Below are 15,429 nucleotides of genomic sequence, written 5' to 3' on the forward strand. Positions count from 1 at the left end.
GAAGAATAACTCACAGGATTCACGCGTATCCAGTGGCTTGTTGATCTGCACGAAAACTTCGCTTGGGGGGCATACTATGGAGGGGTGTAGCGCTATCGCAAAAAGTGGCAACCTAGTGTCAACTATATTAGGACTTGACAAGAATGGATTTTTGTAGCGCAGGATGCCGATCCTGCGAAGTGAATGGGTGAGCCCCTTGGTGGAGAACACAATATGTGCACAGAGACAACATTGTGAAGATGACATGTAGATTCTCCTGAGTTTATTTGTTTATATTACATGATGTTGTGCCGCCCCTGATGAGGGTGCCGCGTTGGAACCGACGGGGACGTCGGTAATTCCATGTTCAGTGCTACGGACTGGTCAAAGTTGAACCCCTATCTCATCTCTCATCTCTCATCTCTCATCTCTCATCTCTCATCTCTCATCTCTCATCTCTCATCTCTCTTCTCTCATCTCTCATCTCTCATCTCTCTTCTCTCATCTCTCATCTCTCATCTCTCATCTCTCATCTCTCTTCTCTCATCTCTCATCTCTCATCTCTTATCTCTTATCTCTTATCTCTCATCTCTGAACCACCTTTCCACCTTTCTCCTAAAAATACCTTAGCAATAAATACGCTGTCGAGATCAGCATCGCGTTAAGGGTGAAAATAGCGCCGATTTTGGTGAACTCCTTGAAACTGATATGAAATCCGCTGCGGTTGGCGATGCCCACCGCCACGATATTTGAGGAAGCTCCGATCAGGGTTCCGTTGCCGCCAAGGCAGGTTCCCAATGACAGTGCCCACCAGATGGGATGCATCATTTGAGGATTGTTTATATAGGTTCCGAGCTTTTCCACCATGGGAATCATCGCTGCGACGAAGGGGACATTGTCGATTAATGAGGAAAATAGCCCCGACATCCATAGGATGACCATCGAGGTCGAGCGCGGTTCGTTGTTGGTCAAAACGACGACCTGGTGGGCGACCATATCGATAAACCCTGTCTTGACAAGGCTTTCCACAATCATGAAGAGTCCGATGAAAAAGAAGATCGTCACCCAATCGATATCGTTGATGATCACGTGTTCCACTTTTTTGCGGTTGCTCAGCAGGAGCAGGATCAAGCCCGCGCTCATGGAAATGGTTGCGGTTTCCAGCTTCAGATATCCTTGCAGGACAAGCCCCAGGAGCATCAGAAAGAGAATGACCAATGCCCGAATGAGTAGCTTTCTATCCTTGATCAGGTTTCCTTCCTGATAGCTCATCAGTTTGGCGCGATTGGCGACGTTGACTTTCATCCCCTTGCGATAGAATAAGATGATGAGCAGTGTGCTGGATAACGTGATCAGGACGACCGGTGGGGTCAGATTGAAGAAAAAATCCAGAAAATCATAGTCCGTGGCGCTACCGATCAGGATGTTTGGCGGATCTCCGATCATCGTCGCCGCGCCACCCATATTGGAAGCGATGACCATGGTGATGATAAAGGGGACAGGGCTGATCTTGAGCTCGCTGGCGATCAACAGAATGATCGGCACGAGGATCATGATCGTGGTCACGCTGCCCAAAAAGGCGGAGACAAATGCCGTGATCAGAAACATATATGTCATAATGCGTATGGGGTTGCCTTTTGCCAGTTTGGCGGTTTTGATCGCGATATACATAAATAGTCCGGTCTGGCGGAGCACGGAAATCACCATCATCATGCCAATGAGAAAGAAGATCACATTCCAATCCACAGCGGTAAAAGCGTCGGATTGATCAACGATGCGAGTGAGAACGATGGCAAAGCCGCCCAACATGGCGGCAAGCATTTTATTGATCCATTCGGTGATGATCAACACATAAGTGATCACGAAAATCAGCAGAGCTGCAAGCATTAACATCATGGCGTCTAAGCCTTTATAACCTTTCTAAAAATATCCATCGACGTCACGATCCCCACAAGCTTGCCATTCTCCACCACAGAGAAAAAACGTTTGTTGTTATGGATCATTTCAAAGACGGCTTCGATGATCGAGGCAGAAGGGCTGAGCACGTCCACCTCGCGCTCCATGATGTCTGAAACCTTGAGCTGGTCTTCCTTTTCAAAGAGGCTTTCAAGGGGTTCGAAGGACTTGAGGAAGGCAAGGTTGTCCAGCATCATCAGATAGTCCGGTACTCCCACTTTCAGCACCTTGAGGATGTTCACTTCACCGAGGAAACGGTTGTTTTCGTCCACTACCGGAAGGTGTGAGATATTGTGGGTGTTCAACAGGTCGTCGAGTTTGCGCAAGCTGGTTTCAGGAGTGACGCGCACCGGATCGGAGATCATGATATCGCTGATGGTGAGCTCTTCCTTGACCTTGATCTGCATGCTCTTGAGCAGGTGGATCACGCTGTGTCCGTCGTTCTGGGAATGCAACTGCTGCAAGATTTCCGGATCCTTGGAGAGTTTCAAAAGCGTGGCAACGATGTTTAGATAAAGCTTTGAAGAGCTCTTGTCCGTGATAATCAGGCACACCCAGTGCACCTTTACGCCATCGTAGTCCAGGGGGTTTTGCAGAAAACAGATGGCAATGACGGTATCGTCAAACCCCTCCATGCGGATGTGAGGAATGGCGATGCCGGTGGGATAGGCGGTCGAAGAAACTCGATCACGCTCCAATATCATGTCCAACAACGGTTTGCCGCATTTTGGCAGATCATGCAAATGCAGAGCGCAGATCCGTTCCATCAAATGCTTATAGACCTCTTCGCGGCTCAGAATCTGCCGTTCGAAATATATCGTCTTGGCATCCAGAAAGTTCGCTAATAACACCTTTTACCTCGCAAACATATAGCTTTTGACGTCAATATCGCTTAAACGCGGATTTGGTCAATGGATTTATTTGCTTGAACAATAGTGGGTTCAGCATCGGACAGCGAAGCAGCTCTTCAGAAAAAGCTTTACAGGAACTACTCCGATCATAAGTTGTATCAAAATAGCCGGATAGCAGATGTCCGTCAACTCCGATAATAGTAGCAAGAGAGGTAAAGAAACTGGTGCGAACCCACAGCGGAAACAAAGACGCGAAACTCATAAAAGCCAAGCGGGAAAGCGATTCCGACGTGCGCAAGACCATGCGCATCTCCGTGACCGAGGGAATCTTTTCTCAGGTCTATGGCTCGCTTTCCACGATCGGGAGCGGGTTCATCACGAAGTTTATGCTGATCTTAGGCGCCTCGCCGCTTCAATTTAGCTTACTCTCCGCTTTGGGACAGGTCTCCGCTGTGTTTCAACCATTGGGAGTGGCGCTCACACATCGTCTGAAACGAAGAAAAGGAGCCTGTATCGCCATTACCGCGGTGGGCAGGTTCTTCACTTTCTTTCTCGGCTTGGCACTGCTTTTCCCCTCCGGCTCGCAAGGTATTTGGTTTCTTCTCAGCCTGCTATTTATCAGTGCCGGATTGCAAGCCACGGGCGCCAACATCTGGATCGCCTGGATGAGCGACATGATTCCGCTTTCCATTCGCGGCAGATTCTTTTCACGCCGCAACCAGATTATGCTGGTAGCGGGTTTGGTGGTGAGCTATATCGTCAGTTTCCACGTCGATCTGTTTGAAAAGACACAAGGTTGGGGCAGGGATTATCTCAGCTTTATCCATCTCGATGAGTGGTTTCGGGTGGAAAATCAAGCGTTTTTCCTCGGCATGATCTTCATTTTTGCCACATTGCTTTCGCTCTTTGGATTGACCATTCTGGCACGCCAACCGGAACGCGAAGCCCGCAAACTTGAGCTGCGTCCCCTCGTTCAGATCTACCTTGAACCCTTCAAGGACAAGAACTTCCGCCTATTGATGGTCTTTGGTGTGTGGTGGATGCTCGCCATCGGGGTCGGCAGCGCTTTTTGGGGTCCTTTCATGCTCAAGAAACTGGAGATGGGGCTCTTCCGCATGCAGCTCTATGGCACGCTGCACATGGCGGCTTCGCTGATCGCCTATAATTTTTGGGGACGTTTCATCGATCGCTATGGCAACAAAACGGCGATGAAGATTTGCGTGATTCTGGGTGGTCTGAACCCGATGTTTTGGCTTTTCCTGAGCAAGGAAAACTACAATCTGCTCTGGTTTGAAGCCGTCATCTCAGGTTTCATGTGGGCTGGAACAGCGATCATCACCACAAACTTTGTACTCTCGATTGCCGGAAAAGGCAAGGAACAAGTCTATTCCGGTCTCTATGGCGCCATCGCGGGAATTAGCATGATGACCTCGACCCTCCTGTCCGGCGTGTTCTATCCTTCTTCGCTGAATATCGGCATCCGCATCCTTGAACCCGAACAGGTCGTCTTTGGCATCGGCGGGATTTTACGCTGGCTCACGATCATTCCACTGATGGCGGTGCAGGAAAAACGCGCAGTTCCTCTCTATCGCGCTCTCAGCCAGGTGTTTAGATATATGTCCGAGATGGTTGCCTACCGGTTCAAACGTGGTTGAACGAGCAAGCTGGAAACCTCCTGCACTACGGTGAGTTTGGCTACGCGCCTGAATCAGGGAAAATTGATCTGGATGTGTTTCACCTCGGGATATTTTTCCAGGTGTTCACGAATCTCAGCGGCAATGTTTTCCCGCCATTGATCAAAGCTCATGATATTGAGATCGATGGTCACTTCTCCATCCGTGAAACCGACGTATTTAACCATCTTAAGGGTGATAATATCTTCTCCGACCTGGGGATAGATGATCTTTTTCAGCTCGTCCAAGATGGTGGGTTTGCCAAAATCCGGCACCTGTTTCAAGCCGTGGGCGATCTCATAATTGGAAATAGCGGTTTGGAGGGTGTCCGCCGCCAGGACTGAGCAATGCACTTTGACCGGAGGCAAGCCGTCAAGCGCTTCCATGGCGTCCCGCCAGCTTATCTTTTTGGCTTCTTCGAGTGTCTTGCCCTTTGCCAATTCGGTGATGATGGAGGCGGTGGCAATGTTTGAAGCGCAACCATAGGAAAGGAAACTGATATCGTCAATAACCCGGCTTTCTTCGTCGATCTTGAGATAGACCGTCACCTGATCTCCGCAAGCCGGACTGCCTTCAGTGGCGCTGGCATCTGGGTTTTCCAGCTTTCCAACGTTCTTGGGGTGCATGAAGTGGTCGAGCACTTTTTGCGAGTACTGCATCTATTTCTCCTGTTTGATAATTTGTTGGTAGAGGGGGCTGCGCGCACGAAGGGTAGCGGTGATTTCTTTCAGACGCAGCACGACGATGTCGATTTCATCCTTCGTATTGAAACGCGAAAGGGTAAATTTCATTGAGCCGTGGGATTGGACGTGGTTTTTGCCCATCGCCATCAGGACATAGTTCGCTTGCAGTCCCTGAGAGGCGCAAGCGCTTCCCGTGGCTACGGTTATGCCATTCAGATCCAGCATCATCGCGATCGCCTCGCCCTCAATGTAGGAAATGGTGACGTTCACATTGTGGCAGGCGCGTTTTTCACCCCGCGGACCATTGAGTTCGATGTGTGGAATATTCGTTTCGAGGGATGCCAAAAGATAGTCTGAGAGCCCGCGCAGATGTGCGATATTGGCGTTCAGATCAGCAAAAACGAGCTCAGCTGCCTTTGCGAATCCTGCCAAGAGCGCGATGCCGATGCCACCGGTCTGCAGGTTGTCGATCCTTGTCACCCCATGGATGAGCTGCGATAGTTTGATTCCGCTTTTTACGTATAGAGCGCCGACACCCTGAGGTCCGTGGATTTTGTGCGCGCTGATGGACATGGTGTCCACACCGAGGTCGAAAACATCCAAACGCAGCTTGCCATAAGCCTGGCAGGCATCGACGTGGAAAAATATCCTGTGGTCGGCGGAAGCAAGGATTTGTTTGATCTCCTCCATCGGCTGGATCGTTCCCACCACATGGTTGACGATGGTGGTCATAAACATGATCGTGTCCGGACGGATGGCGCTTTTCAGCTCCCTGAGATCGATGAATCCTTCTGCATCCGCGCTCAGATAGGTGATGTCAAAGCCTTGATTTTCCAGATAGTCGGCATTGGTCAGCAAATCAGGATAGTCCACGACGCTACAAATAATGTGCTTTCCAATCTTGGCGTTGGCATGTGCCAATCCCTTGATGGCGATGTTGTTCGCCAGTGTGCCACCGGAAGTGAAATGAAGCTCAATTGGATTTGCGCCGATGGATTTGGCGATTGCCGCGGCGAAAGAATTGATATTGGCACTGCTTTGCTCGCCCGTGCTCACGAAACTTGAGGGATACCAGAATTGCTCTTCCCAATAGGGTTTCATCGCTGCTAACACTTCAGGCGCGAGGGGAGTGGTCACGCAGTTGTCCATGTAGATGCTGCCGCTTTTCATTTCTTATCTCCTTTGTAGATTTTGTGGATTTTCTTCAGATTATAGCTTTGGAAGAGCTTGCGCTGCTTGGCGGAAAGCTCGTCGAAAAAGGGACTGAATTGGCATCCCAAGCCCAGACAAAAGCGTTCGCGATCCCCCGCGCAGGAAAGCATTGAGGCGTCGTCAACCGCTTCCATGACGTCCAATAGAGTGGTCTCCTCAGCTTTTTTTGCGAGGATGTATCCACCGTGAGCGCCGGCGCTGCTGATGATCAGTTTTGCCGCTTTAAGCGCACCTAAAAGGTGCTCGACATATTTTTTGGGCAGGTGTTGACGCTCGCAGATCTTCTGCGCGGAGATTTGTCCGCCATCGGCGTCAATCATCTCTATCAAAGCCCTCAGGGCATATTCGGTACGTGTATTCACAGCCATTGTTTCCATCCTTATGGATTGCGTTTATTACATACTAATTTGATATGCTATCCCGTCAAGAGAAATCTCGCTTTTCATGGCGTTCTTGACAGAATTGGCAGCCATCAGATTCTTACCCAAAAATAAGAATAGACGGGAATCGCGATGATCGAGATCAAAAGACTGAGCTGCGGCTACACCGATCAGATGGTGCTGAAAGGCATGGATTTGTGCCTTCGGGAGGAGGACTTTGCCGTGTTGGCGGGTCCCAACGGAGCCGGCAAATCCACTTTGCTCTATGCCATGCTCGGTTTCATCACTGCGCAACAGGGCAGCATCTCGTTCTATGGCAAAGACTTGCATCGCTACAAACGGGTCGCGCTGGCAAAGCTGATCGCCTTTGTTCCGCAGGAGAGTTTCTTTGAATTTGACTATCCTGTCGCCGAGATCGTATTGATGGGGCGCTATCCATATCTGGGAGTGATGCAGTCTTGGCTGCCGGAGGATCGTCTCATAGTGGATAAAGTGTTGGCGCAGCTTGGACTCGAGAGCTTTTCAAAACGCTATTTTTCCGAGCTCAGCGGCGGCGAAAAACAGCAGGTATTGATTGCCCGCGCCCTGGCTCAGGACACCAAGTTTATCTTTTTGGACGAAACTCTTTCCCAACTCGATATCAACCATCAGATCGAGATCATGAACCTGCTGCGGGAGATACACTTAAACCACGGCAAAGGCGTGCTGTTGATTTCCCATAACCTGAATCTGGCAGCGAACTATGCCGGTAAAATGATCTTCCTCAAAGATGGATGCGTCCTCGCCGACGGAAACCCGAAAGACCTGATGCAGCCACAACTTTTGCGGGAACTCTTTGGCATCGAGCTGCAGACGATGATCAATCCCCTCTCCGGCATGCCCAATATCATCTATCCCGGCAAAGCCCTCTAAAGCCTCTATGCGCGGTATGTTTATCCTGCTCTGGTGTGTGGTTTTCCTGCCTTTAACGGGGATAAACATCCGCGGCAAGGTTGTTGATGAAGATGGCAAGCCGATCGAGAGGGTGAGAGTAAGCGATAACTTTATCAGCGTTCTCAGCCGGAAGGACGGAGCTTTTAGTGTCAACACTCAAGGCGATTCGCTGTTTTTCTCAAGGATTGGTTTCGAGCTCAAAAGCATTTCTATCAAAGTATTAACTGATAAAGTAGTCCTTGTCCGCCGCCCCCACGCGCTGCCCAAAGTTCTGGTTTCCGGCAACGCGATCGAGATTTTCAGCAGCTCCGGCGACCTTGTTTCCATCCCCATTGATCCTGACCGCCATTATTATTCCGCTTCGCAGATGATCCTCGAAGGCAGCGGCATGCACAGCGCGGACATCCAATTGCGCGGAGAAAGACAGACCCTTTCCATTTTGGGAAACCTTTCCAGGCACAGCCTCATCATGCTCGACGGAGTTCCCCTAAACCCTCTGGGACAAGCATTTGACCTCTCCATGCTCGATCCGGCAAACATCGAATCCATCACCTTTATCAAAAACAACGCCTCGGTCTATGGAGGTGGATCCGCGATCGGCGGCATCGTGCAGATCACCTCAAAGAAAGCGGTGTTGGCGCACAAACAGGATTTTTCCTCCTCAATTGAGCTCGGCTCATACGGCTATGCCAAAACCGTTTTCTCAGTAGGGTTAGCCAGTCCGTTGGCAAGCTTTCGCCTGCAGGTAAGCAAGTTCAACGCGGATAACGACTTCCAATACAAACTGCCGCCCTGGTGGGCACCAGACAGCATCGTCATTAGGGAAAACAACGCCAAGCGCCAAAGCAGCATTTCCACATCCGCCGTCACTCGCTATAAAGACCTGATTTTAAGCTATTCCGGGGATTATGATTCCTTCCATCGCCAGCTTCCCGGCAACACCAATTTCACCGAAATCTACCGCCATGCCTTTCTGGAAGGTTGGTCAAACCGCAACAAACTGATGCTCAGCGCCCGCCCTTTGGGGCTGAATCTGCAAAACATGATCTGGTTCAGCGCGGACAACACGGTCTATAACAACACCCGCGCGCCATTGCCGGTATTCTTTTCGCACTACCGTCAACGCACGCGGAACCTGGGTTTGCGCGGCAACCTCAGCTATGAAAAGGGTATGATGCAAGGCGGGCTCGCTGCGGAAGTCGGCTCCCAAAGCTACGAAAACCGCAATCTGCTCAATCCGTCCGGCAATATCGCCTCGCAAAGCGACTTAGCCAATGCCTCCATCAAAAGCCAGGCAAAGCGGGAATTTGGCATCTATGAACTGCTCGCTTCCGGCGCCCTTCGCTATGATTATACGAAACGTGAGGATCATCTTACCGGTCGCGCGGAACTCGTCCTTTCCCGTTTTGGCTGGATGCAAAGCCGCTTGGGAGGTACATTCGGCACTTCCTTCGCCCTCCCTTCGCCCTATGATCTTTATTGGAAAGGAGATTCCCAGGCGATCGGCAATCCAGACCTCGTCAGCGAAAGCTCCCAAGGCTGGCAGATCTGGCTGGAAATGATGCCGCCTATGAGCATCCTCAAACTCGCATACAACGACAACCGCATCGACCAACTCATCCAATGGCGCCAAGTTCAAATGAACGGAAATGCCTGGAAACCGATGAACATCGGCAGCGCCCGCATCGCCAATTTTGACCTGAGCGGCGAATTCAAACCCTTTGACTGGTTGAAACTCAATACCAACGCCCTCTTCACCAAAGCAAAAGATATTAGCACACTGGCTTTCGCGGACGCGCCAAACCTGATGTACACACCCCAAAGCGTCTTCTCCGCCGGCGCGGAACTGAAATATAAAAACATCGCCTTCAGAGCGAAATACAGTTTTAGCGGAAAACGCTGGACGACCCCGGACAACCTCCTCGATCCCCTTCCCGCCTATGATCTCACCGAAGCGGGCATTTCCACTGGATTCAAATATGCCGGTTGGCGCATCAGCCCCCAGCTCAATATCTACAACCTTTTAAATAAGGAATATTCCGTCTATCCCTATGTCCCCCAACCCGGTATCGCCTTCTACGCCGGCATTTTAGTGCGCAGCGGTGAGTAGGAAACGGCAGCGTAAAACTAAAAAATCACTCCATAGCTTTGACTTAAAACTCCGCCTGTCAAGGATTTAGCGCAACTGTCAGATTCGGCGGCGGAGTTTTGAGTTAAAGCGAAGGCTTAAAAAAAAGCTCCAGGAAGCTCAAACAAGCTCCCAATTGATGAGTCCCTAATTGTTATATTTTTCAATCTCTTGCCATTTCCTCCTCTTCCCACAGCGTCAATCAAGCCTTAATCAAGCGTTAATCAAGCGTAATTAAACTAACGCTTGATTAACGCTTGATTAAGGCTTGATTAACGCAGCCAAGTGGGAGAGCGGTGTAGTGCAGCATGCCGATGCTGCGGAAACGAGAAACTGGAGACGAGAAACGAGAAACTGGAAACGAGGGTGTGGACAGGGTGAGCAGGTGAGCTGCAGAGTGGGGTTCACCCGTTCACCGACAAACATCTCTCATCTCTCATATCTCCACCCTTCCACCTTCCACCTTTTCACCTTTTTCACGTGAGATTAAAATTAGCGCTTGACAAGGAATGCTGGTCTAAAATTGTGGCTACCTCTAAATATATTAAAAAAAGGTGGTGATTTGTTTGCCGACAGTCGTAGCTAAAGAAACCGAATCCTTCGATTTTTTGTTGAAAAGATTCAAGAAGAAGTGCGAAAAAGCCGCTATTCTATCTGAGATAAAGAAGAACCAAGCCTATGAAAAGCCCAGCGTGAGGAAAAAGCGCGAAGCCAACGTCGCACGCCGCAAGATGCTGAAAGTCCAACGCAGAATGCAACGCTATATGAAATAATAGTTTTAGGCGTTTCAGATCCAAAAATTGATAAGCTACAGGGATTCGTCCCTGTTTGCTTTTTCTTGATGTTATGTGTTTTAGTAATGTAAATAACAGAAGCCAAAGAAGTTGAAGTAAATCGTGCATCAGTCATATAGACTATAAACAGAAACTATTATAGATTATTCAGAAGCTGTTATAGTTAACAATAAAGCCACATAGATTATTCAACGGTTTCAAAAGGGAGTGAACTATGGGAATCATCGATTATGCGATCCTGGTTTTTCTGCTCGCAGCTCTGATCATGGGCTGGCGCAAAGGATTGGCGGGAGCTTTGATCAATCTTGCCGGGCTGGTGGCGACCTTCTTTTTGGTGAGCCACTATTATCCACTGGTGAGCAGCAATCTGATGCTCAAATATCACTTGGGCAAAGGCTGGGCTGTCTTTCTCGCGGTGATTATCATCGTTCTGCTCATCGCCGTGGTCGGCAGGCTCGTGATCTATCTCTGCAACCGTCTGTTGAAAGTGATACGTCTGAGCTATCCAAACAAGCTGTTGGGCATGGTCTTCGGCTTTGTCAACGGACTTTTGATCCTGATTATTCTCACCGTCGTGCTGGATTTTTTCCCCCACGTTTCCAGTCCGCTGAAAAACTCTTCCAAACACCGCGTCTATGCCGGGGTCGATCTGCTCAAGGACGAATTGTTTGGCAAGCTCAAGCTCCAACGTCAGCTTAAACATCTTGAATTGCTCAAGGAAAAGAACAAGAAAGCGATAAATCCCAATAAATGAACATCCGATATGGCGACTTGGAATACGATGCCCTGAGGGCTCATATCATCCGTCTGTGCCACAGCGGATTGGGAAAGGAGCGCGCGCAGGAATTGGCTCCTTTCATCGGGGAAAAGTGCATCACTAAGTCTCTGGCATTGATCTCCCAGATTCAGGAATGCCTGCGGCGGGGGCTGGATTTCAATTTCGAAGACCTCTGTCCGGTGGAGAAACTCTTTGTCAGCGCGGAATTCAGCATATTCGGTTTCGAAGAGTTTCGCACTATCTATCAAAACACCAGGCTTTCCAATGTCATCAGCCGGCACCATGAAGATCTGGATGATTTTCGGGAACTGCATATCCAAATCAAACGTCTGCAATATCTTCCGGAGATATGTGCCCGCTTTGACCAGATCTTTGATGCCGAAGGAGAAGTGTTGGACAGCGCTTCGCCGGAGCTGGCACGCATCCGCAAACGGGCTCAATCTCTGCGCGGAAGCATCCTCAAGACAATGCAGAACATGATGTCGGACAGCCGTTTCGAGCGTTTTCTGCAGGATAAGTTTGTGACTCAGCGGGAAGACCGTTTCGTATTGCCGATCAAGGAAGGCGCCGCTGCTAACGTTCCGGGCATCGTGCAAAGCCATTCCGGCAGCAAATCCACCCTGTTTATTGAGCCGGAAAGCGTCGTTCCGCTCAACAACGAGCTTCAGATGATCAAGCAGGAGGAAAAACGTGAGATTTATCGCATCTTCAGCGTCTTCACTACTGAGATCAAAGCGCTGCGGGAAAGCATTTTAGGCAACGTATCCATCCTCGCGGAGCTGGATTTTCGGTATTCCTGCGGCAGATTCTCAAACACCATCGGCGCCAGGATTCCGCGTATTGTCCATGAGCCGATACTGGAACTGAGGACAGCGCGCCACCCGCTTTTGATCCTCAAGCTGGGCAATGTCCGCGAAGTCATTCCCTTCGATCTTTCCCTCGGAAAAGACTATCGGATCGTCATCCTCAGCGGTCCCAATACCGGAGGGAAGACGGTGCTGATGAAATCCGCCGGGTTGATCACTCTGATGGCGCTCTCCGGATTGCCCGTTCCCGCAGATGAGGACAGCAAGATCGGTATGTTTGAAAGCGTGTTTGCCGATATCGGCGATGATCAATCGATCGAAAACGCGCTTTCCACCTTTTCCTCACACGTGGAGAAGATCCAACGCATGCTCACTGAAGCCGATGAAAACAGCTTGGTTTTGATCGACGAAATCGGTGCCGCCACCGATCCACAACAAGGTTCGGCACTCGCGCAGGCGATCCTGGAACGCTTCGGATCCATTGGCAGCCGCTTGATCGTGACCACGCATTATACTGCGCTCAAAATCTTTGGCGAGCAAACCAACGCCGTGGTGAACGCTTCCATGCAGTTTGATCTCAAGAGTTTGCATCCCACCTTTCGTTTCAGCATCGGCTTTCCGGGGGACAGCTTTGCCATCGAAGTGGCATCCTCGCTGGGCATGGAAAGCTCCCTGATCGAACGTGCAAAAAGCCTCAGCGGCAGCCAAAACACCCAATTCACCGAACTACTCAAAAAAATGCAGGATGAAAAGAAAGCCCTCGCCCGCGCCACTTATGAATTTGAACTGAAGACCCGCAATCTCGCAACCCGCCTGACAGAAGCGGAAAGCAAAGAGGCAAAGCTGGAGGAAGAGCTCAAAGCCCGGCGTCAAAAATATATCAAAGATCTGCAAAACGAGCTTATAGCCCAGCAAAAGCTCTATACAAAAGAACTTGAGGAATTGAAGACCCTTGAGCGCGGAGAACGCAAGTCCGTTTCGGAAAAGAAATTGCATGCGATAAATGAGCGCCTTGACGAGGTGCGCGAAGAACTCGTTTCCGCATCCTCCGAAAAACGCAAGAAAGTCTTTCAGGCAAAGCCCGGAGACCGCGTTTGGCTGCCGGGATTTCAGACCGAAGCCACGGTGCTGGAGATTCGCGATAATCAAGCGTTGGTGGATATGAACGGAATCAGTTTCAAAACGCCGGTGGACAGTCTCTTCGAGGCGAATCAGGCGGCGGAGAAAGAACCCGCGCAAAGCTATGGCTTCGTCCATGCCGATGTGCATGCCCGCTTTGAACTGAAACTGTTGGGATTGACCTTTGACGAAGCTCAGCCCCTGATCGACGAATTTATCGACGATGCCGTCATCGCCGGCTTGCACAATCTGCGCATCGTGCATGGCAAAGGCACCGGCATCCTGCGCAGCAAAGTGCGTGATTATCTTTGCCGCAAGAAACAGGTGCTTGGTATAGACACTCCGCCGATGAACCAGGGCGGCAGCGGTGTGACGCTGGTTAAAATATAGATGGATAATAATTTAATAGATCAGATCAGACATGCGAACGACATCGTGGAAGTGGTTTCAGGCTACCTCCCGCTGAAACGCGCCGGTGTAAACTGGCGTGGAATCTGTCCTTTTCATCAGGATACCCATCCCTCAATGAACGTCAATCAGCCAAAACAGATCTTCAAATGTTTTGCCTGCGGCAAGGCCGGCAACGTTTTCACTTTCGTGCAGGAATATGAGCACGTCACTTTCATGGAAGCGGTCAAACGTCTCGCTGCCCGGGTCGGAATCACGATTCCGGAATATGAGCGCAAGAAACCGGAATCCACCAAGCGGGATCAGCTCCTCAAAATCTATGCTGCCACCGCCGCCTTCTTTTCCGAAAACCTCTTCAAGCATGGCGAACAGGTGCTCAAATATCTCTTTGACCGTTCTATCACCTCCGAAACGGCAAAAACACTTGGCATCGGTTATGCCCTGAACAGCGAAAAAGCGCTGCTTAACCATCTGATGAAAGAAGGCTTCGCAGTCGCGCTGCTCAAGGAAAGCGGACTCTTTGGGAATTATTCCGGAAACCTCGTGGATATGTTTCGCGATCGCCTGATGTTTCCCATTCACAACAACATCGGCGAGGTCATCGCCTTCGGGGGCAGAGAGCTTTCCGGCAAGGACGAACGCAAATACGTCAATTCCCCCGGCACCGAACTCTATACAAAAGGCAAGGAGCTCTACGGTCTTTTCAAAACCAAATATGATATCGGCAAAGCGGGTTATTCACTCGTCTGCGAAGGCTATTTTGACTTTTTACGTCTCTTTGAAACGGGTTTCACCAATGCCGTCGCCACGCTCGGAACGGCGCTCACCGAGGATCAGATTTATCTCCTCAACCGCTATGCCCAGAGAGTGAACATGCTCTATGACGGGGACGACGCCGGTATCCGCAATGCCATTCGCGGCGCGCTGCTGTGCCTGGCAAAGGGTATGGATCCGCATATCGTGATCCTCCCGCCCAAGCTGGATCCGGATTCCTTTATCCTCCAAAACGGCAAAGACGCGATGCAGGAACTCATCTCCGGCGCACAAGCCATAATTGGCTTTATGGCGGGGACAGACCGCATCAAGATACCCGTCAACGAAAGGATAGACCAGCTTCTGGACGCCATCCGCGGCATCAAAGACCCGGTGCGAAAAGAGCTGCTCATCAAAGATATTTCCGAAGCTTTTTCCATCTCTGCCGCCGCCTTGAGCACAAAATTGCGCCAAAGCAGCCGCACGCCCTATCAACCCGAACCGGAAAAAGCCGCTCCCGCACAAAGCGGCTTGCCGGAAAACAACGAGGAGCGCTATCTGCTCATTTTAGCACTAAAAGACAAGGATTCCTACAATTTACTTGCAAATGAGCTCAACACCGATTACTTTAATAATAGACTCTATCGGGACGTCTTCAAACATCTCGTCACAAATGTGTCCGAGAAAGCGATCGACGATCCCGCCACCATACTGGATGATATTGAAAATAAAGAAATAAGGGATAAAATAGCAGAATTTCTGTTTGAAGATTTGCAAATGATGCGCTTTGAAGATGCCTTGAATCAGGTGAAAATACGGAAACTCCAGCGAGACTTGGAGAGCATAGACCGTAAAATTATGTCAGAGCCGACCGATTTGGAACTCCTCAAGCAGAAAGAACGCCTCGCGTCCCAGTATCGCAGGATGACCCGCAAGGTCGTCCACAAAATCCTGTATTGATATGCACAGCCTTTTG

12 protein-coding genes are annotated in these 15,429 nt (G+C 50.1%); 7 read left to right on the forward strand and 5 right to left on the reverse strand.

The features are described from left to right. Nucleotides 1-594 precede the first annotated feature (594 nt). A complete protein-coding gene (locus tag Q8M98_04570) occupies nt 595-1,866 on the reverse strand; it encodes an ArsB/NhaD family transporter (protein MDP3114034.1) in 1,272 nt (423 codons plus the stop codon). A 14-nt stretch (nt 1,867-1,880) separates the two neighbouring features. Then, nucleotides 1,881-2,786, reverse strand: a complete 906-nt coding sequence (locus Q8M98_04575) for a PTS sugar transporter subunit IIA (GenBank protein ID MDP3114035.1) — start codon at nt 2,784-2,786, stop codon at nt 1,881-1,883. Between the two features lie 224 nt (nt 2,787-3,010). On the opposite strand from Q8M98_04575, the gene Q8M98_04580 reads away from it, so the two are divergent. Continuing rightward, on the forward strand, nt 3,011-4,441 hold the full coding sequence (locus Q8M98_04580; GenBank protein MDP3114036.1) for an MFS transporter: 1,431 nt from the start codon (nt 3,011-3,013) through the stop codon (nt 4,439-4,441). A 53-nt stretch (nt 4,442-4,494) separates the two neighbouring features. On the opposite strand, the gene Q8M98_04585 is transcribed toward Q8M98_04580, so the two are convergent. The 3 genes from Q8M98_04585 to Q8M98_04595 are packed head-to-tail and all read right to left on the reverse strand — an operon-like array spanning nt 4,495 to nt 6,722. Next, nucleotides 4,495-5,118, reverse strand: a complete 624-nt coding sequence (locus tag Q8M98_04585) for an iron-sulfur cluster assembly scaffold protein (GenBank protein MDP3114037.1) — start codon at nt 5,116-5,118, stop codon at nt 4,495-4,497. After that, nucleotides 5,119-6,312 (reverse strand): cysteine desulfurase family protein, encoded by a 1,194-nt coding sequence (locus Q8M98_04590; GenBank protein MDP3114038.1) that lies wholly within the window; start codon nt 6,310-6,312, stop codon nt 5,119-5,121. Further along, nucleotides 6,309-6,722 carry an Rrf2 family transcriptional regulator gene (locus tag Q8M98_04595; protein ID MDP3114039.1) on the reverse strand — a complete coding sequence of 138 codons (414 nt, stop codon included), beginning with the start codon at nt 6,720-6,722 and terminating at the stop codon, nt 6,309-6,311. The genes Q8M98_04590 and Q8M98_04595 overlap by 4 nt, the downstream gene beginning before the upstream one ends. Before the next feature lie 144 nt (nt 6,723-6,866). Here Q8M98_04595 and Q8M98_04600 point away from each other — a divergent pair, with 144 nt between their 5' ends. The 6 genes from Q8M98_04600 to dnaG all read left to right on the forward strand — a co-directional run bounded on the left by Q8M98_04600 (nt 6,867) and on the right by dnaG (nt 15,413). Continuing rightward, a complete protein-coding gene (locus tag Q8M98_04600; GenBank protein MDP3114040.1) occupies nt 6,867-7,646 on the forward strand; it encodes an ABC transporter ATP-binding protein in 780 nt (259 codons plus the stop codon). Between the two features lie 7 nt (nt 7,647-7,653). Further along, a complete protein-coding gene (locus Q8M98_04605; protein MDP3114041.1) occupies nt 7,654-9,777 on the forward strand; it encodes a TonB-dependent receptor plug domain-containing protein in 2,124 nt (707 codons plus the stop codon). A 584-nt stretch (nt 9,778-10,361) separates the two neighbouring features. Beyond that, complete coding sequence (gene rpsU / locus Q8M98_04610; protein MDP3114042.1) at nt 10,362-10,568, forward strand: 30S ribosomal protein S21; 207 nt, start codon at nt 10,362-10,364, stop codon at nt 10,566-10,568. A gap of 235 nt (nt 10,569-10,803) precedes the next feature. Continuing rightward, nucleotides 10,804-11,343, forward strand: a complete 540-nt coding sequence (locus Q8M98_04615) for a CvpA family protein (GenBank protein ID MDP3114043.1) — start codon at nt 10,804-10,806, stop codon at nt 11,341-11,343. Beyond that, nucleotides 11,340-13,682: an endonuclease MutS2 gene (locus Q8M98_04620; protein MDP3114044.1), complete on the forward strand. Its 2,343-nt coding sequence runs from the start codon at nt 11,340-11,342 to the stop codon at nt 13,680-13,682. Before Q8M98_04615 ends, Q8M98_04620 begins: the two co-directional genes overlap by 4 nt. Then, nucleotides 13,683-15,413, forward strand: coding sequence for a DNA primase (gene dnaG, locus Q8M98_04625; GenBank protein MDP3114045.1), 1,731 nt, complete (start codon nt 13,683-13,685; stop codon nt 15,411-15,413). Nucleotides 15,414-15,429 lie beyond the last annotated feature (16 nt).

It is taken from the genome of Candidatus Cloacimonadaceae bacterium, assembly GCA_030693415.1.
Lineage (GTDB): Bacteria > Cloacimonadota > Cloacimonadia > Cloacimonadales > Cloacimonadaceae > JAUYAR01.

Bases quoted from the DNA above. Each gene is read 5' to 3' on its own strand.
- Q8M98_04590 (MDP3114038.1), bottom strand. From the start codon at position 6,312: ATGAAAAGCGGCAGCATCTACATGGACAACTGCGTGACCACTCCCCTC.
- Q8M98_04605 (MDP3114041.1), top strand. From the start codon at position 7,654: ATGCGCGGTATGTTTATCCTGCTCTGGTGTGTGGTTTTCCTGCCTTTA.
- Q8M98_04600 (MDP3114040.1), top strand. From the start codon at position 6,867: ATGATCGAGATCAAAAGACTGAGCTGCGGCTACACCGATCAGATGGTG.
- Q8M98_04620 (MDP3114044.1), top strand. From the start codon at position 11,340: ATGAACATCCGATATGGCGACTTGGAATACGATGCCCTGAGGGCTCAT.
- Q8M98_04615 (MDP3114043.1), top strand. From the start codon at position 10,804: ATGGGAATCATCGATTATGCGATCCTGGTTTTTCTGCTCGCAGCTCTG.
- Q8M98_04585 (MDP3114037.1), bottom strand. From the start codon at position 5,118: ATGCAGTACTCGCAAAAAGTGCTCGACCACTTCATGCACCCCAAGAAC.
- dnaG (MDP3114045.1), top strand. From the start codon at position 13,683: ATGGATAATAATTTAATAGATCAGATCAGACATGCGAACGACATCGTG.
- Q8M98_04570 (MDP3114034.1), bottom strand. From the start codon at position 1,866: ATGCTTGCAGCTCTGCTGATTTTCGTGATCACTTATGTGTTGATCATC.
- Q8M98_04595 (MDP3114039.1), bottom strand. From the start codon at position 6,722: ATGGCTGTGAATACACGTACCGAATATGCCCTGAGGGCTTTGATAGAG.